The organism is Bacillus sp. UNC125MFCrub1.1 (assembly GCF_000701305.1).
Lineage (GTDB): Bacteria > Bacillota > Bacilli > Bacillales > Bacillaceae > Bacillus > Bacillus altitudinis.
In genome coordinates, this window is the sequence record NZ_JNIG01000009.1 from 93,103 (window position 1) to 109,563 (window position 16,461).

22 protein-coding genes are annotated in these 16,461 nt (G+C 40.0%); 5 read left to right on the forward strand and 17 right to left on the reverse strand.

The annotated features are described in order from the left end of the window. Genes N521_RS00680 through mnhG form a run of 3 tightly spaced genes read left to right on the forward strand, consistent with a single transcriptional unit; the run spans position 1 to position 1,119 of the window. Positions 1 to 480: a Na+/H+ antiporter subunit E gene (locus tag N521_RS00680; protein ID WP_008345848.1), complete on the forward strand. Its 480-nt coding sequence runs from the start codon at positions 1 to 3 to the stop codon at positions 478 to 480. Then, positions 480 to 761: a Na(+)/H(+) antiporter subunit F1 gene (locus N521_RS00685; protein WP_035389259.1), complete on the forward strand. Its 282-nt coding sequence runs from the start codon at positions 480 to 482 to the stop codon at positions 759 to 761. The genes N521_RS00680 and N521_RS00685 overlap by 1 nt, the downstream gene beginning before the upstream one ends. Next, complete coding sequence (gene mnhG, locus N521_RS00690; protein ID WP_003213369.1) at positions 745 to 1,119, forward strand: monovalent cation/H(+) antiporter subunit G; 375 nt, start codon at positions 745 to 747, stop codon at positions 1,117 to 1,119. The genes N521_RS00685 and mnhG overlap by 17 nt, the downstream gene beginning before the upstream one ends. A gap of 90 nt (positions 1,120 to 1,209) precedes the next feature. Here mnhG and N521_RS00695 read toward each other — a convergent pair whose 3' ends face one another. From N521_RS00695 to degQ, 6 genes are all read right to left on the reverse strand, one after another. Further along, complete coding sequence (locus tag N521_RS00695) at positions 1,210 to 1,599, reverse strand: hotdog fold thioesterase (RefSeq protein ID WP_008345855.1); 390 nt, start codon at positions 1,597 to 1,599, stop codon at positions 1,210 to 1,212. A gap of 23 nt (positions 1,600 to 1,622) precedes the next feature. Beyond that, a complete protein-coding gene (locus N521_RS00700) occupies positions 1,623 to 2,264 on the reverse strand; it encodes a two-component system response regulator ComA (RefSeq protein ID WP_007500477.1) in 642 nt (213 codons plus the stop codon). A gap of 80 nt (positions 2,265 to 2,344) precedes the next feature. Beyond that, positions 2,345 to 4,651 carry a sensor histidine kinase gene (locus tag N521_RS00705; RefSeq protein WP_035389261.1) on the reverse strand — a complete coding sequence of 769 codons (2,307 nt, stop codon included), beginning with the start codon at positions 4,649 to 4,651 and terminating at the stop codon, positions 2,345 to 2,347. 13 nt (positions 4,652 to 4,664) lie between these two features. Further along, positions 4,665 to 4,835, reverse strand: a complete 171-nt coding sequence (comX, locus tag N521_RS00710; RefSeq protein WP_017358941.1) for a competence pheromone ComX — start codon at positions 4,833 to 4,835, stop codon at positions 4,665 to 4,667. Next, a complete protein-coding gene (locus N521_RS00715) occupies positions 4,813 to 5,736 on the reverse strand; it encodes a polyprenyl synthetase family protein (RefSeq protein ID WP_035389264.1) in 924 nt (307 codons plus the stop codon). The genes comX and N521_RS00715 overlap by 23 nt, the downstream gene beginning before the upstream one ends. Positions 5,737 to 5,887: 151 nt before the next feature. Beyond that, positions 5,888 to 6,028, reverse strand: coding sequence for a degradation enzyme regulation protein DegQ (gene degQ, locus N521_RS00720; RefSeq protein WP_003213123.1), 141 nt, complete (start codon positions 6,026 to 6,028; stop codon positions 5,888 to 5,890). Positions 6,029 to 6,533: 505 nt separating this feature from the next. Between degQ and N521_RS00725 the strand changes: the two genes are divergently transcribed. Further along, a complete protein-coding gene (locus tag N521_RS00725) occupies positions 6,534 to 6,887 on the forward strand; it encodes a YuzC family spore coat inner layer protein (RefSeq protein ID WP_019744042.1) in 354 nt (117 codons plus the stop codon). 36 nt (positions 6,888 to 6,923) lie between these two features. On the opposite strand, the gene N521_RS00730 is transcribed toward N521_RS00725, so the two are convergent. From N521_RS00730 to N521_RS00770, 9 genes are all read right to left on the reverse strand, one after another. Beyond that, a complete protein-coding gene (locus tag N521_RS00730) occupies positions 6,924 to 8,150 on the reverse strand; it encodes an EAL and HDOD domain-containing protein (RefSeq protein WP_035389266.1) in 1,227 nt (408 codons plus the stop codon). 140 nt (positions 8,151 to 8,290) lie between these two features. Beyond that, a complete protein-coding gene (locus tag N521_RS00735; protein WP_025207908.1) occupies positions 8,291 to 9,760 on the reverse strand; it encodes a nicotinate phosphoribosyltransferase in 1,470 nt (489 codons plus the stop codon). A gap of 17 nt (positions 9,761 to 9,777) precedes the next feature. Beyond that, the gene (locus tag N521_RS00740; protein ID WP_035389268.1) at positions 9,778 to 10,329 is read right to left on the reverse strand and encodes a cysteine hydrolase family protein; all 552 of its coding nucleotides are present in this window, start codon (positions 10,327 to 10,329) and stop codon (positions 9,778 to 9,780) included. A 60-nt stretch (positions 10,330 to 10,389) separates the two neighbouring features. Continuing rightward, positions 10,390 to 10,797 (reverse strand): YueI family protein, encoded by a 408-nt coding sequence (locus N521_RS00745; RefSeq protein WP_035389270.1) that lies wholly within the window; start codon positions 10,795 to 10,797, stop codon positions 10,390 to 10,392. Between the two features lie 27 nt (positions 10,798 to 10,824). Then, on the reverse strand, positions 10,825 to 11,073 hold the full coding sequence (locus tag N521_RS00750; RefSeq protein ID WP_008345876.1) for a YueH family protein: 249 nt from the start codon (positions 11,071 to 11,073) through the stop codon (positions 10,825 to 10,827). 94 nt (positions 11,074 to 11,167) lie between these two features. Then, entirely contained in the window at positions 11,168 to 11,389 is a 222-nt protein-coding gene (locus tag N521_RS00755; protein ID WP_008345878.1) for a spore germination protein, read from the reverse strand. Between the two features lie 101 nt (positions 11,390 to 11,490). Next, positions 11,491 to 11,712, reverse strand: coding sequence for a spore germination protein (locus N521_RS00760; protein ID WP_008345880.1), 222 nt, complete (start codon positions 11,710 to 11,712; stop codon positions 11,491 to 11,493). Positions 11,713 to 11,780: 68 nt separating this feature from the next. Continuing rightward, on the reverse strand, positions 11,781 to 12,884 hold the full coding sequence (locus N521_RS00765; protein WP_008345881.1) for an AI-2E family transporter: 1,104 nt from the start codon (positions 12,882 to 12,884) through the stop codon (positions 11,781 to 11,783). A gap of 184 nt (positions 12,885 to 13,068) precedes the next feature. Then, the gene (locus N521_RS00770) at positions 13,069 to 13,305 is read right to left on the reverse strand and encodes a YuzF family protein (RefSeq protein ID WP_003213721.1); all 237 of its coding nucleotides are present in this window, start codon (positions 13,303 to 13,305) and stop codon (positions 13,069 to 13,071) included. 180 nt (positions 13,306 to 13,485) lie between these two features. Between N521_RS00770 and N521_RS00775 the strand changes: the two genes are divergently transcribed. Beyond that, positions 13,486 to 14,970: an esterase/lipase family protein gene (locus tag N521_RS00775; RefSeq protein WP_035389272.1), complete on the forward strand. Its 1,485-nt coding sequence runs from the start codon at positions 13,486 to 13,488 to the stop codon at positions 14,968 to 14,970. Here the strand turns inward: N521_RS00775 and N521_RS00780 are convergent. Continuing rightward, entirely contained in the window at positions 14,967 to 15,500 is a 534-nt protein-coding gene (locus N521_RS00780) for an HD domain-containing protein (protein ID WP_017358935.1), read from the reverse strand. The genes N521_RS00775 and N521_RS00780 overlap by 4 nt on opposite strands. Before the next feature lie 144 nt (positions 15,501 to 15,644). After that, on the reverse strand, positions 15,645 to 16,388 hold the full coding sequence (locus tag N521_RS00785; protein WP_035390161.1) for a (S)-benzoin forming benzil reductase: 744 nt from the start codon (positions 16,386 to 16,388) through the stop codon (positions 15,645 to 15,647). Positions 16,389 to 16,461: the final 73 nt, after the last annotated feature.

Consider the following 16,461-nt stretch of genomic DNA (forward strand, 5'->3'; position numbering starts at 1 on the left):
ATGGCCTTTCAAATATTATTAAACGCTCTCCTCGCCTTTACATGGATGTTTATGAATGATACATACAGAGCTGCAGACTTTGTATCAGGCTTTGCACTAGGGATGATCGCCATTTTTATGCTACGGCGATTCTTCCCGCAACGTTTTTACGGCTATGCCCTTTATGCGATTTTCAAGCTCGTCATCATTTTTATCAGAGAGCTGCTTCTTGCCAATTTGAGTGTACTCAAGACGGTGTTATCTCCAAAGCTTAAGATCAAGCCTGGTATTTTCGCCTTTCGTACAGATTTAAAAACAGATTGGGAAATCACCATACTGGCTAATATGATTACATTAACACCTGGTACACTGGTCATCGATATTTCGGATGATCGTTCGATTTTATATATTCATGCGATGGATATTGAAGATGCTGAAAAAGCCATCCACGATATTCGGGTATCATTTGAAAAAGCGATTCAGGAGGTGAGCGGTAAGTAATGGAACTGATCTTGCAAATGTCACTTGGGATTCTTGCGCTGTCTACTTTGCTTTTTGTCGTACGGGTTATCAAAGGACCTTCTATTCCTGATCGCGTTAGTGCGCTTGATGCGATAGGAATCAATTTAATTGGGATGACAGCCATCGTGTCTATCTTACTGAAAACCACGACGTTCTTTGAAATTATTTTACTGCTCGGTATTCTTGCCTTTATCGGCACTGTCGCTTTTTCCAAATTCCTTGAGAAAGGGGAAGTGATTGAAAATGATCGTCATCGCTAAAGCGATCGTAATTTTCTTTATTCTGCTTGGCGCCATCCTCTGTTTAATTTCAGCCATTGGTGTCCTTCGCCTGCCGGATGTTTACACACGTATGCATGCTGCATCAAAAGCATCGACACTTGGTGTTGTTCTCATTTTAGTTGGTGTGTTCTTTCATGAATGGTTTCTTGCAGGGATCATCTCTGCGAAAATCCTGCTTGGGATTGTCTTTATCTTTCTGACCGCACCAGTCGGCGCTCATTTGATCGGAAGAGCCGCTTACAACACTGGTGTGAAAATGGACAAACGAAGTGTCCAAGATGATTATGGCGGTTTCCGTAACTTTGTCATTAAACGAAAAGAAGACTCTTATTTATAAATGAAGAACCTGACATTCAGGTCTTGTTCACTTTACCCGCATGTTCATAAAAGGGTATTAAAAAAAGCTTCCGCTGCACCGGGAGCTTTTTTATATGCGATCAATGACAGCGAGTGTACATCTTGACGTACAGATATGACGGTCTCGATCATCTTTTATATCGATTTGGAATACCATTGTACGCCGTCCTACATGTACAGGAACAGCTGTAGCTGTCACCACTCCATCACGTACAGATTTTAAATGATTGGCATTGATTTCAATACCTGAACAAACCTGCTGAGTTAAGTCCAAATGAGCAGCAGCACCCATGCTTGCCACTGTTTCTGCTAGAGCAGCTGATGCTCCTCCGTGCAGTAATCCAAATGGCTGTTTTGTTCGGTGATCGACTGGCATTGTCGCCACGCATCGTGACGTATTGCATTCCACAATCTCAATCCCCAGTGCCTCAAGCAGTGTATTTGAACCACTCACATCCATCAAGGCCCTCTCCCTTCACACGTTTACAGGACACTTTCCGATTTTGCAATTAACACCGCTTCTGTTCGAGATCCAACATTCAGCTTATTAAAGATGGAGGTCAAACTGTATTCAATCGAGCGTTTGCTCAAATGAAGCACATCGGCGATCTCTTGGTTTGTGTACCCTTTTTCCACTTCTCTTAAGATTAAGCATTCACGCTCTGTTAACAGCTCATGATCCGTCTGCTGCGCCTGTTCTGGCTTCTCTTGCTGCTGTGAAATTAATTTCTTTAAATAGGATAGCTGAATGACAACTTCTCCTTGCAATGTGCGGTGTATGTATTCAATAATTTTGTCTTTTGTCTCTGTTTTACTTATTGCACCATGCAATCCAGCTCGAATGGCCTCTTCGAAATAATCATCTACTTCATATCCTGTATAAATGATAATTTTCACTTGTTGATTCGTTTCTAGAATTTGTTTGGCAATGTCCATTCCATTGATATCCCCGAGATTTAAATCCATCAAGATCACATCATAGATGGAAAAGTCATGCGTCTTTAAAAAGGCGCCTTCTGCATCAGGACTTAAACAATCGACTGATAGCTGCTGATCTGATTCTAATATGCTTTTTGTCCCTTCCATGACAGCCGGATGATCATCAATGACCAATATCTTCTTCATGTCTTCCTCCCTTTAAATCACTCACTTCCATTTTATATAAAAGACTTGGCAGATGCCAAGTCTTATTCCTTAAGAAATCGTTACAATTCCATTTCAATTTTCACCTTGAGCCCTTTTTCAGGTGCTGTGTGAATTTGAAGCTTTCCATTTAGAGCTTTGACTCGTTCTCTTATGCCAGAAAGACCCATGCTCATCGTGTGCTGATCAAGCTGGCTTGCATCAAATCCGACTCCATCGTCCTCATAATGGAGAACAACTTGATCTTTAATACAAATGAGCATCACTAAGACTTGGCTGGCCTTAGAATGCTTCAACGCATTGGATAACAGCTCCTGCACAATCCGGTAAATATTCAGCTGTGAGTCAATATCAATGTCCAGTTCTTTATCAAAGCGGGTTGTATTCAGCCTAATATGAAATGGCGCTTCCTCTTGAATTTGCGAAGTCAGCTTCGAAATTGCCTTCACTAACCCCAAGTCATAGAGGAGCTGCGGCCGAAGTTCATGACATGTTTCTCTCGTGGTTTGAATCACCTTAGACATTTGTTCATTCCAAGAGATCAGCGAATTTTCAATAGATGTTGGGCATTGGTTGTTTTGGAAATTGGTTAAGAACATCTCGGACTGTCTCTTCAGTGAAATCAAATCCTGCAGCACAGAATCATGAAGATCCCTCGCTAAATCTGAGCGCTGCTTTTCTTCCATGGCGAACATGACTTTCTTCAGCCAGGCGGGATTGGCTTCCCGCTGTTTCAAATCCTCAAGATGCTCCATCAATTCTTCAATCTTGACGACATTTTCTAAACTGACACTTGTGTAAAATGCCAATGTTTTCAGCCATGAAATTTCATCGCGGGTCAGCTTAGGTGTCCGTAAATTAGATAAACAGCAAATCACAAACGAGTGACCGCCCCGCTCACCAATTTTCATCATAAACCCTTTATCAAGCCCGATGATTTTACCAACTTCACCTAAAATATCTTGAAATTGATCCACATACTCTTTCCATAGCTGGCTTTCTTCTATTGATTCATCAATTTCAACAATTTGTCCATCTGCCTTCACTTCAAGCACAAAGGCTTTGTTCACAACAAGTACTTCTAAGATGGTGTATTTTAAATGATACAATACTTGATGAAGTGATGACGCCTCACGAATAAGCTGTGTGAATTTAAATATACTATCCTGATAATTATGCTTCTCTGAAAAACGCTTCAATCGAAAACGGAAATCGATAATTTCTTTAAAGTAGAAAACGGTAAGCATAAGAATGTACGTGATAATCGTAAATTTCACTGTATAGAAATTTGCATTTGGCTTTTGAATAAAATCAAAAAGAACAACCACTAGTATTGTCGGTGTAATTGCTAAAAAACCGTAGTATTTAATCCTTCCCATAAAGAAATCAACATTATATAGCTTATTTGACATAAATTGATAGACTAAGAAAAAAGGAATTAAAAGAACAAACGATGCAACAACATACGGTGAAATAAAATATATACCAAAAAAATAAGGAATGATAAAAAATAGCATGAATGGACTGAATGCTGAGATTAAAATGAGTGCAAATGCTCGAAGTACATTGCTGACTTCATTGTCTTTCAATTTTTTAGCAGCCCTTATAGTGATAATAATCGAAAGGAAAGCCAGAACAAAAAATGAAAGTAAATTGACATATGCTAATAGATCTACTGGTCCTGCTTTATTTTTATAGAATAAAACTAATAAAACGTTAGTCACTGGAACTAGATACAAATAAAAAAGAACTCGACGACGAATAATTTCTGTTCCTAATTCTTTTAAATATTGATACATAAAGTGCATATATAGTGGAGGTACAATATTCATTGTAACGATTACAAGAATACGACTGATAGCCTCTCCTTTTCCAGAACCACCAGAACTTACATAACCTATAGACACCGCCAAAAGAAATAAAGCTAAAATATAAGCTGACTCTTTTTGGTTTGCTTTATTCATTTTTAAAATCATAAATATACAAAATAGACAGATGGAATAAAGAATGACTGGTATTAGATAAATAAACAGATTCGCTTGACTCAATAACCTTACATTCTCTAAATCAATTTTATCACCATGTCTATCAACGACTAAACTTTTAACATTAGCTAAAAAACCTCTTTTAACTTCTTCAACTGGTTTTTTATTCCCATTCACTTCAAGTATGATATCGCCTTTCCTAACTCCAGCTAGATAGCTATCTGTAAAATTATCGACATCCACTACCTCAAGTTGACCGTGACTATTTTCCTTAACAGCTGCTCCAACAAAAATATTAAATACGTTGATATAAGAGATGTAAATCACATAGATGAAGCTAAGGATAACTAATATAACTGTTAACTTAGAGTAAAACTTTCTCATAATATTTATCTACTCAAGCAGTTGCCCATATGATTGCTTTAATAACGTCTTCTTTCTGGAATCCGTCAACAATAATACTTGCAGTTTCTTGATCAACGTGAAGCAATGATGCGTTCCCATTAGCAATTTGATTTAATGTTGAAGGATTCTCCACTAAATAACTAACCAATTCCTGAATTTTCATCTTCTCCATCTCCATTTAAAAAAAGTATCAGTTTTTTCTTTTTTGAAGCCTCTAAATGTAGTTTCTTGAATGCTTCTTTAAACTTATTTCTGAGAAGGTTTCTCATAATAAATACATATTGTTGAGCACCAGATTTTTTTAATTTATCCTTTAATTCTTCAGAGCCGGCACTCTTATCCTTTGATTGAAAATAACTGAGCAAGTCTGAACTAGATGGATTAAACTCATTTTTCAAGTAAACTAGCGGTAATGTTTGCATTCTTTTAAAGTCAACATTATCTTTATTAAAAAGACCTAGATAGTCATTTTCAAGCTGTTCCGCCATTCCTAGGTAATAAGCATATTCTTCTACCTTCTTTTCAAAAGAACCTGTTGCCAAAACAACACCTAACACACAAGGTAACACAAACAGTGACCCTGCTTTTAATTTCATGATATTTAAACAATCCTGCTCATTCTCTGGCTCCAGTGTCATATCTATATGCTGCCCTTGCATTGACTGAATGGAATAAGAATATACATTGTTTAAAAGCTTCGCTCCATGATCAAGCTTTGAAAACACATCAAAGCTCAATGCAAAGAGAACATTCGCCGCATTAATCGCAATTCCGCTCTGACATTTCATCCAAGGATACGAATCATTATCCTGATCTTCAATATCATCTAATATATCGGCAGATAAGATGAGAAGTTCAATCCCTGCTGCCAGTTTTGTAATCGCTTGCTTGTCTTGTCCGCCAAATGCCTCATAATGTTGGTAAGCCAATTGCCCAAAAGGAAATTCATTCTTTATATCTGTAAATTCGAGAAGCAGCTTTTGTAAATCATTTTGCCTGACTGCATGTTGAATAAAATCAGACATTTTCTGCTTGATTTTTGTATTCTCTAGATAGTTTAGCATACTCGATCTTGATCCTCACCCTCTCGCCTCTTATTTTACTAAAAAGAAATAAGCAAATGTCCACTGACATCACTATTTAACAATTATATAATAATATATCCTTTTTTTGTATGTATTTGGATAAAAAAAAGACTTGATGGTTATCAAGTCTTTAAGAAATTTTCACATATTCATATTTGTCGTATTGATCAATGCTTTTGTTAATGTTATGAAGAGAAGCCGTTGTTTCTCTAATTTCGTTTTCAAGTTTCCATAATAGTTGTTTAAGTTCTTCGATTTCATACTTTTCCATCGATTCCACTCTCCTTTTTTGGAAGATCAATGTATTTGTGTATGTTGATTGGGTCATAAGTATTTGATCTGTTACTAACAGTGTAAATGCTATTGAGTATTTTTTCACCGAAAAGTATGCACAAAATGTGTGCGTGATACCGCAAAATTCAATAGGTCTTTTTTCATCATTTTCAGACTTTTCAAATGATACTTTTATCTCAATTTCAAAGGAAATACGTCATTTTTGCGACATGAACAGGCATCATTCGTCACAATTCTCATGATACAGAACATACGATCCCCTCTATTTCCTCGGTTTTTCATGTTATAGGTCAGACGACAGGCTCTACTGTAGACACCGCAATTTTTTGGCGACATTCACCGAAATTGACCGCAAAAGTACCTATTTTTATGATGAATATGCAAAGGTAGAAAGATCATTTTGATTCTTTATTCGGATTTTCTTCATACATTTAGAACAGATATCCGTCCAAATTCACTTCAATGAGAGAAGAGGTGACCATGTGTTTTACTATGTTCCTTATCCGCCTTTGCAGGTTCCCGCAATGGGGAACGCATACCCGCGAACACCTATGACTTTTCCTCCAGTAGATGCTCATGCGTTTCAAAAGGCTGCAAAGGAATCAACCCGTCTCGTGGCTGATGCATCCCTCATTACACAGCAGATTTCCGGTTCGCTTTCGTTTGGACAGCGAATCATGGAAGCTGCTGAACGTGCTGACACCGCAAGTGTGATTCGAATGCTGAAGCAGATTGGGGTGAAAAGCAATATCGATATCCGCTTTAGTCCAGAAGGCATCCGTATCTACTTATCCCTCTCTTCCAGTAGGCTTTTTCTACTTTTACAGTGGGGATAACAAAGAAAAAGGCCGCTCTAGTGGGAGCGGCTTTTCTTAAGATTCAAACATTTTATGACACCATTCAATGGCTTCTATATAACAGCCGTAGGCTTCCTGCTTAGGGAGACTTCCACCTAACATCTCATCATCCCATTCATTTCGTTCAATACGTTTGGCAATGTCTAACACAAGGAAATAGTCATTTTCATAGCCAAGCAGTGCCTCACCTACTTCATCCGAAAGAGGCAGTTCTTTCACAAGTTCAGTAATGTCCGCCCTGACAAGCGTATCAATGAGTGAAAACATACCTGTCAGCATATAAGAAGCGGGATGCTCTCGTTCAGTCCGACTAGCAATGAGTTCACACGTTTTGGCACGAATGAACGACATTTTGATGATTTCCTTTTGGCTTGAGTTGGCTTGGACATTTAGTTCTTTAAATGAAAGGATAAAGATCCATCGCCGTATTTCATTAAACCCAAGCAGGATAATCGCCTGACGAATACTCTTGATTTGATAAAGACGTCTCATGCCGCCAGAATTCAGCATTTTTAATAATTGATATGAAAGGGAAAGATCACTTTCTATAAAGTGCGTCACGGTCTGAATATTCGGCTGCTCCTTGCTCAGCTCATTCAATAGCTGATGGTATGCGTGGAAGCTAGTCGATAAGGCTCGTCCCGAAATGACGTGCGGCTCACTAAAAAAATATCCTTGAAACAAATGGAAGCCAGCTTCTAACGCTTCTTCATATTCTTTTCGCGTTTCTACCTTTTCAGCAAGGAATCGAAGTCGATACTTTTTATATGTATGTAAAATGTCTCTTCGTTCTTCACATGTTGTTTTCAGAAAATCAATTTTTAAAATATCAATGCAATAGAGGAGTTCATCGAGTAACTTGTCATGAAAATGTGTTCCGCTCAGAAAGAAATCATCGAGCGCAATCGTGTATCCCCACTTTTTTAATTGCTTACATCTCATAATAAGTGCCGGGGTAATCGGTACATTTTCTAATATTTCGATCACAAGCTGATGTGGATCAAAATAAGTGAGCAGATCAGACGAAAGCAAGCTTTCGGTGAAATTGATGTAGCATCGTTTTCCTTCTGTCAGTGTTTCGATGCCAATGTTTAAAAAACTATTGATAATGAGGTCCGTTGTCGCTTGATCACCATCTTCAGCGCTATATGTATTGGTTTCACTATCTCTATAAAGCAGCTCGTATGATACGACTTGTTCTTTTCTGTTAAAAATAGGCTGCCTTGCAACAAACACCCTCAACTGCTCCATTCCTCCTTTATGCAATGACAAACAAGATGTGCCTTCAGTATACCAAATGATTGCCCATAAGGTTCATTTTGAATCGTCCAACATGAAAAAAAAGAGACCATCTGGCTTGATGATCTCCTTTCCCGGGGTAATCAGCTTTCATAAAGCTCTTTTTTGATTTTATTTTTCACATCATGGATAAACTGCATCTTATTATCCCAGCATTTTTGACTCAAATCGACTGGGTATTCTTCTGGTTTGCTGATTCGTTTGTATTCCTCCCAGAAGAGTCCGAGACTATCCTGCACATATGCTTGAATCGTTTGGATATCTGGATTATCATACACCAGCTTCCCTTGTTCAAAAATTGGGACATGAAGGTCCTTTGCCACAAAATTTGTCACAAATTTGCTGATAAATGTATGAACTGGATGGAACATTTTCAGCTTATCTTCACTTTGAACCTCTTCTTCTTCAAGGGCAATGTAGTCTCCCTCAGAGTGATGATTCAATTGATTGATAATGCGATACACTCGTTTACGGCCTGGTGTTGTCACTTTCTCTGGGTTAGAAGAAATTTTGATCGTGTCATTCATCTGACCGTTTTCTTCAATCGATACAAGCTTATATACAGCACCAAGAGCTGGCTGATCGAATGCGGTAATCAGTTTCGTTCCAACACCCCATACATCAATTTTTGCACCTTGTGCTTTTAAGTTCATAATGGTGTGTTCATCAAGATCGCTTGATGCAATGACTTTGGCGTCATGGAATCCAGCTTCATCCAGCATCGTTCTCGCCTTTTTAGACAAGTAGGCAAGGTCTCCACTATCAAGTCTGACCCCAATAAAGTTGATTTTATCACCGAATTCTTTCGCTACCTTAATCGCATTTGGAATGCCTGATCTGACCGTATCATATGTATCCACTAAAAAGACACAGTCTGTATGTGTTTCGGCATATTTTCTAAATGCAGTATATTCGTCGCGATATGCTTGTACAAGAGCATGGGCATGGGTGCCTGATACGGGAATATTGAAGCGTTTCCCTGCACGGACATTACTTGTTGCCTGAAATCCGCCGATCAGTGCTGCTCTTGCTCCCCACATGGCTGCATCCATTTCATGCGCACGTCTTGTTCCGAATTCTAATGCTGTCTCATCTTCAATGATTCCTTTAATACGAGCCGCCTTTGTTGCAATTAGCGTCTGGAAGTTCACGATGTTGAGCAGTGCCGTTTCAATTAGCTGCGCTTCAACAAGTGTTGCCTCGATGCGCATAATAGGTTCATTCGCAAAGACAATTTCTCCTTCTTTCATTGAATGAAGTGTCCCTGTAAAAGACAATCCGCTTAAGTATTCAATGAAATCGCTTTTATAACCGAGTTCATCTTTTAAATATGCAAGGTCGCTCTCGGTGAAAGAGAAGTCCGATAAATATTCAATCGCTTTCTCTAAACCAGCAAATACAGCGAAGCCGTTGTCAAATGGAAGCTTTCTAAAGAAGAGTTCGAAGACTGCCTTCTTCTCATGAATGCCGTCTCTCCAATACGTTTCTGCCATGTTAATTTGATAAAGATCTGTATGTAGTGATAAACTGTCGTCAATAAACCGATGCTCCAACTTCCATTCTCCTTCCCTTACTTAACCACTTTCGCACCAAGCGTATGCTCAAAGTGAGAAAGTGCCCACTCGTGCCCCGCTTCATTAAAACTCGCCACAGCATTCTCATGAATCACAAGTTCAAAGCCTTTATTGTACGCATCAACAGCTGTATGAAGTACACAAATATCGGTACACACGCCGGCTAGGTGAAGTTCAGTGATGCCACGCTCGCGCAGTTTTATTTCTAATTGAGTGCCTGCAAAAGCAGAGTATCTTGTTTTTTCCATATAATAGACATGATTTAAATGTGTTGACGTGTGAAATAGTGAACTTAGTTTTCCGTAAAGTTCAATTCCTTCTGTCCCGCGAATATTATGGGGCGGAAATAACTTTGTCTCTGGATGATATGGATCTTGCTCTTCATGATGATCGACGGCAAAAACAACAAAGTGTCCTTCATCAATAAATGAGGAAGTGATCTCTGTGATCTTCGACTCAATCGCCTGTCCAGGCTTTCCGCACGTCAGTTTTCCATCGTCTGCAACAAAATCAACTGTATAATCAATACAAATCAATGCTTTGCCCATCCGCATCTCTCCCATATGCTCTTTTGAATCATTATAGCTTATTCATTTCACTAGGGAAACCTATTCAACAGATTCACGAGAAAAAGCTTTTTGAAAAAGCTCATCTTCTATATAGATGTGCTCTTGATTGATCGCAAGCGGCACCTCTATCACAAGCCCAAAAGGTGAATGTGACTCGTGATGGTTGACCACTTTAAAAGAACAACCAGCGGCATTTGCCATTTTGACATATGGAGAATAAGAAGCATATGACAATTCACCATTTAAAAGAACAGTGGCCTCTCGGTTTGCCTTCAATACTTGCTCTACCTCTTGATACGATTTATGTCTCGATACTTGTCCTTTTGTCAGAGCGAGAAGAGCACGTTCTCTTAATGAGCCGAGAAACATTCTTCGTTCATCTGGTTTTGTTTCAGCATGTCCAAATATCCCTTGCTGCAAATAAAAGTCTACGGATTCTTCTTTCATTGCTGTGTTCACTCCTGGTTTCTGAATTTACATTTCTGTGACCCAGTGCACAATTTTTTGTGCAAGTTCACGGGCTTCGTCTATTTCTACTCTTTTGTTTAAAGATTGTTCTAGTGCTTGCTCAAGCTGCGTTTTTTCGTCTTCATACGCAATAGAAATACTCCATTCCATGTCAGGTACAGCGACAAGCGTTTTATATTCTTTTTTATTTTCATGTAAATATACATTGTAGGTTGTTGGTTGCCCGCTTGTCAGATGCGCTTTTCTTATTTTCATTTGATGTGTTTTCCCCCCTTTTTCTTCTTCCTTCTTCTATCCATTGTACCATAAAAAAAGACAGCTTCTGAAAAGGAGACCCTTTCAAAGCTGGCTATGCGTTAAAGCTCTTTTGCTGGCTGATGAGGTTTGAATCCCAAACAAATGTGACGTTCGGATTGTTGAAAAATTGAACAAAGTCTCCTGCATTATAGGTGCCTGAACCACCAGCGGAATGATCCACACTTTTTGGCGAAATGGCAAACACATCGCCGAAATGTGCAGAACCGTTTCCTATGACACGGTCAATATGAATGGGTCCAACAATTGCTGGCATCTTTCCACCACCTTTACTACCCTCATCATATGCCTAGCGGAACAATACGTGTCTATCCAACATAAAAAAGACAGCTGATATGTCATATGATCAGCTGTCTTTTATGCATTAAATGATTGAGGCTGGCCAAACAGTGTAAAGTCCCAAAGCATGGTGGCATTCGGATCGCTTGTCAGGGACATATAATCACCTGAATTAAAAGCGCCCGCTCCACCGGTCGAGTGATCTACAGCCAAAGGGGCAATGGCGAGAACGTCACCAAAAGTAGCCGAGCCGTTTCCGCCTAAAGACTCAATATGGATGGGTCCAACAATCGCAGGCATCTTCCTTCTCCTCCCTATTCGCTTATGTGAGTTATGTTATGCAAAAAGGGAAAAGTTGTGCATCTGCCCTAAACGTTTAAATGCTGTTCTTTTCGAGAGCGCTGACGCAGCTGAACCAATCTGACAATATTGAGTGTGATGGCTTTCAGCAACGCATAGACAGGAACGGCAAAAATCATGCCAAGGATTCCGCCAAAACTTCCTGCCCCAATTAATAGCAAGATAATTGTTAACGGATGTGTGTTGAGACGTTTTCCAATGATCAATGGAGAAATGACGTTTCCATCGATCTGCTGAACAACAAGAATGACAATAACAGTCACAACCGCTTTTCCAGGCGAATCAAGAAAAGCAATGAGCACAGCTGGCGCCGCACCAAGATATGGCCCAAGATATGGAATGACATTTGTCACCGCAATAATGATGCCGAGAATGAGCGCATATTTCACACCAATTAATAAGTATCCGATAAAACAAGCAACTCCGACAAATAAACAAACAACGATTTGCCCTTGTATGTAAGCAGCAAGCGTATCGTTTAATTCTTTAAAAATCTTCAATCCTTCCTTACGGTAAGGCATTGGCAAAAATTGAACGAGCTTGTCCGGAAACTTATGCCCGTCTTTTAGCATGTAAAATAAAATGAATGGAACGGTAATGACAGCGAGGGCAATATTCGCAATCACGCCAAACACCGCCGACATACTGGAAGCAATATTTTCCGGTAAATCTTTTAATGTCGAAACGATCGACTGTTCAAACTTCGAAACAGACACATAATCTTGGTTCATCATCCATGTAAATGTTTTAGAATGCGAGAAGTCGTTGATAAATTTCTGCATGTCCGTGACATACCCCGGGAAGCTTTTGACAAGTCCACCCACCTGCGTGACAATGACAGGTCCAGCAGCATTGACAACAAACGTGATAAGCCCGATGAATAGGAGATAAATAATCAGAATGGCGAGCGTCCTAGGTATCTTCTTCGACAAAAATCGAACAATCGGATTAAAGATGAAAAAGAGAATACCTGCCAGTAAAATAGGAACAAACAACGTTGAAGCAAATAAAATGATCGGCTGAAATAAAAATGAAACTTTTGTTGATACATACACAATCAGTAAAACCAGTAATATTTGGAATGTCCAAAAATGAACTTTAGATTTTAACAAAGATGCTCCTCCTGTTACGTATTGACCTTATTAAAAAACTACTATTCAACCCACCTTCTGTCAACTGCTTCTTGTTTTAGAACCATATTTTTTGAAAAAAAAAGAACAATTGGTATATCATGCACTTTTTCCAGATATACATTCTGTAAGCATTGAAAAAAGCAGACACCTGTGCGTCTGCTTGCTACACTCTTTCACTGTGATCAGGCATCACCGACACGATTTGCTGGATCCGCACATAAAACACTGATTTTGCCCCCGCCTCAATCACAATATGATCCGGCATCACTTCCTTCAACTTTCCACGTACTGTATCTTTCACTGTTTGAACAATCAATCTCATACCGACTACTTTCTGCAATGTTTGATAAACATATGGATCAACTAATGAAACAAGCTGTGGACTTCCTTGTTGTGCCATGCTACCTGCCCCTTTACTTGTGTATTTACCCACAGCGTATGCAATGACCCATGTGAGTGTCACTCAGCAAACCCACAACATTATTACCGTATTTTTACATTTCGTATTTTTTTACAATTTTTAGAAGTATAATAGATTGGTGCTGCCAACATCTTAAATTATTTGAAGAGGTGAATGATCTTGAAAAAATTAATCTGTATCGTTGCTGTCATGCTCTTACTATCCTCTGCAAGTTATGCGCACGCAGGCACAATTGGAGATGCACCTGGTACACCAGGGAAGTGGTTTAAAGGAGAAGAACCGGTACAAAAAGACCTGTCAAAACCCCCACTTGTTTTTGTTCATGGCATAAACAGTTCTTCCTCCACATGGTCTGATCGAAACGATATGGCAAAACAAGCTGTTCTGAACGGATACGAAAGCGCGTTCATAGATTTGTATCCAGATCAGGACATGAAAAAGAATGGGAAACTATTAGCAGAAAAGTTAAAAGAAATCTATGAATTTTTCGGCAGAAAACTGATCGTAATCGGTCATAGTAAAGGCGGAGTGGATACGCAGGCTGCCCTCGTGTATTACAACGCTCATCCATATGTAGAGAAAGTCATCACACTTGGCTCTCCACACTATGGGACGCCGCTTGCGGATTTAGCCTATAGCAAAGGCGGAAGCTGGCTTGCGCAAATCCTTGGACAAAAGAGCGACGCGCTCTATTCTCTGCAAACCGGGATGATGGCAGCTTTTCGAAGTGAAACCGACCAGCTGGAGACGTTCCCTCATAAGTATGTAACCTATTCTGGTTCAGATTGGGGAACCTTTGGCGGAGTGCTTTATTTAGGCGGCATGTATTTAAAAAGCTTTGGTGCAAACGATGGCGCTGTGACGGTCAGCAGCACAAAGCTAGCATATGCAAACAATATTTTAACAGGAAAGTGGGATCACTTTTCGATCAAAAACGGCACAAGCATGTTCCCCGTATTTCAGGCACAGCTGCGTGCAAGTACCGCAAGCGCTGAAAGCGAAGACGAACAAGAGCAAGAACCAGTTTCTTCGGAGCTAAATACAAACGTTTATGTGAAAGGTGGAGAAAGTGAAAAGGATAAAACAGAAGCGTTCTATGTAGAGGAAGGAACGAATGGCCTATCGATTCAGTGGTTAAATGAAAGACAGGAAGCCAATCCGGAAATCGTTGCGCCAAATGGAGATGTTTTAACCAATTTGACGACATCCGAATCATCATTCCCATATGAAGGCGCCTATTCACACCATGTGCAAATCAATAAACCCGTTCCAGGAAAATGGACGATTCGATCAAATTCAGGAAAAAAGGATCCTTATTTGCTACTTGTATCCTTTGATTCACCATTGAATGAAGAAATCAAAATCGCTGCAGCGAAATCAGGAGATGCATCGACACATTCGAGCAAGCTGATTAAACGATTAAGCAAAACTGTAGAGACCACTTATTTTAAAGATGCCGAGAAGGATCATCCACTGAAAACGAGCTCTTCATCAGCCGTTCAATTGAAAAAAGAAGGTGCTTATTCCGTCACGGTTCATTACACAGGTCTCACTGCGTCAGGGACGTCGGCATTTAACCGTACTGTGATCCGCACATTGTATGTGGATCAGCACGGAACGATTCATGGAGATATTCCATATTAAACAGAGCGTTTCATGGGCTGAAGCGCCTGCTGCACCTTCTCATCCAAATCAGCAATTTTTTGGAGCGCAAGTGATTCATCTATTTGTCTGTAATGATGGTGTCCACCAGGCTCTTCGTCCATTTCATCTGCTTTCTTCACAATTTGCTGGAGTGTGTCCTTATGCAGGTCGCCCTCTGGCAAATATGAATCTGTGTGAAGCAAAATCGCAAGGGCAATCTCTTTGGCTGCTTTTGGTTCCTCGCCGAGCCGTATGAGCAGTTTATGTGCCCGCTCTGCCCCTTTAATGGCATGAATATCATTTCGTCTATATGTCTCGTAATCCCATTCTCCGCCTGCTGTATACCATTCATAGTGGCCGATGTCATGCAAGAGTGCTGCTTTCACAGCAAGATCCGGGTTAATCCCCGCCTGCATCGCCAGTTTGAATGCGTGATAAGCACAAGCAATAGCGTGGGCTTTTCCTGAACGATTTAAATATTTTTGAGCGACTGGATGGGTGTAAACATCCATTAATGTAACCTTTCTCATGGAAACCCCTCCTTATCTATATTTTTAGCATCCTAACATATTCTGAAAAGAAACTCAAATGTTCTGTCATATTTCCGATGAGTCTCAAAATTAGCTTATGCTCGATAAGCTGTCTTTGCTTGTACAATACGAAAAAAGCAGCCGTTATGACTGCTTTTTTTCATACTCACGGGCATCGTATACACAACCGCCAGCTGGGTCATCTGCTAGAAGGTCGAGTAAAATACCGGCCACTTCATCTGGGCTCTTTAGCGTACCTGTTTCATGTAATTGCTGAAACCGTTCAATTTGTTCAAAGTCCTGTTTGGAGGATTTCCGAATCTCTCCCTGCATATCCGTATCAATCGTACCGGGTGAAAAGGAAAACGTGGTGACAGGATATGCTTCGTCCTGCTGTTCCTCATGTAAAGTCCTCATAAACATATCAAGCCCTGCTTTTGAACTGCAATAGGCACTCCATCCTTTGTACGGGTTTTTAGCTGCTCCAGAAGAAAGATGCACGATGGTTTTCTTCCCCTCAAAGGATTGTGTCTCTCTCACAAACACATGACTGAGCAAAACAGGGATGACAAGGTTCAGCGTATAATGCTGATGAAGCGTATCCTCTCCGCCTTGCCCTGCACGTTTGATAGGAGTCACCATTCCTGCATTATTGACAAGCAAGACGTCATCAGCGTCTGCGAGAGTTTGCGAGGACAAGATGCCCTGAAGCCACTTTGCAGCCGATTCCTCATCAGTGAGATCAACCTGTGAATGCGTGAGGTGTGGGTGGGATAGTGGCGACTCACTTCTTGCAGCGGTATACACGTTATCCCCACGTGAAAGTAGCTGTTTGACAAGTGCTAAACCAAATCCTTTTGATCCGCCTGTGACGATTGAAATTCGAATGACAATCTCCTCCCTTGATAACACTATTTTAAATAGTGAATCGGTATCACATCAAGCAATCTGCATAAAGAAA

What these genes read in the sequence shown, in the direction of transcription:
- N521_RS00680 (WP_008345848.1), top strand. Translation starts at nt 1, where the DNA reads ATGGCCTTTCAAATATTATTAAACGCTCTCCTCGCCTTTACATGGATG.
- N521_RS00685 (WP_035389259.1), top strand. Translation starts at nt 480, where the DNA reads ATGGAACTGATCTTGCAAATGTCACTTGGGATTCTTGCGCTGTCTACT.
- mnhG (WP_003213369.1), top strand. Translation starts at nt 745, where the DNA reads ATGATCGTCATCGCTAAAGCGATCGTAATTTTCTTTATTCTGCTTGGC.
- N521_RS00695 (WP_008345855.1), bottom strand. Translation starts at nt 1,599, where the DNA reads ATGGATGTGAGTGGTTCAAATACACTGCTTGAGGCACTGGGGATTGAG.
- N521_RS00700 (WP_007500477.1), bottom strand. Translation starts at nt 2,264, where the DNA reads ATGAAGAAGATATTGGTCATTGATGATCATCCGGCTGTCATGGAAGGG.
- N521_RS00705 (WP_035389261.1), bottom strand. Translation starts at nt 4,651, where the DNA reads ATGAGAAAGTTTTACTCTAAGTTAACAGTTATATTAGTTATCCTTAGC.
- comX (WP_017358941.1), bottom strand. Translation starts at nt 4,835, where the DNA reads ATGAAAATTCAGGAATTGGTTAGTTATTTAGTGGAGAATCCTTCAACA.
- N521_RS00715 (WP_035389264.1), bottom strand. Translation starts at nt 5,736, where the DNA reads ATGCTAAACTATCTAGAGAATACAAAAATCAAGCAGAAAATGTCTGAT.
- degQ (WP_003213123.1), bottom strand. Translation starts at nt 6,028, where the DNA reads ATGGAAAAGTATGAAATCGAAGAACTTAAACAACTATTATGGAAACTT.
- N521_RS00740 (WP_035389268.1), bottom strand. Translation starts at nt 10,329, where the DNA reads ATGGGCAAAGCATTGATTTGTATTGATTATACAGTTGATTTTGTTGCA.
- N521_RS00745 (WP_035389270.1), bottom strand. Translation starts at nt 10,797, where the DNA reads ATGAAAGAAGAATCCGTAGACTTTTATTTGCAGCAAGGGATATTTGGA.
- N521_RS00750 (WP_008345876.1), bottom strand. Translation starts at nt 11,073, where the DNA reads ATGAAAATAAGAAAAGCGCATCTGACAAGCGGGCAACCAACAACCTAC.
- N521_RS00755 (WP_008345878.1), bottom strand. Translation starts at nt 11,389, where the DNA reads ATGCCAGCAATTGTTGGACCCATTCATATTGACCGTGTCATAGGAAAC.
- N521_RS00760 (WP_008345880.1), bottom strand. Translation starts at nt 11,712, where the DNA reads ATGCCTGCGATTGTTGGACCCATCCATATTGAGTCTTTAGGCGGAAAC.
- N521_RS00770 (WP_003213721.1), bottom strand. Translation starts at nt 13,305, where the DNA reads ATGGCACAACAAGGAAGTCCACAGCTTGTTTCATTAGTTGATCCATAT.
- N521_RS00780 (WP_017358935.1), bottom strand. Translation starts at nt 15,500, where the DNA reads ATGAGAAAGGTTACATTAATGGATGTTTACACCCATCCAGTCGCTCAA.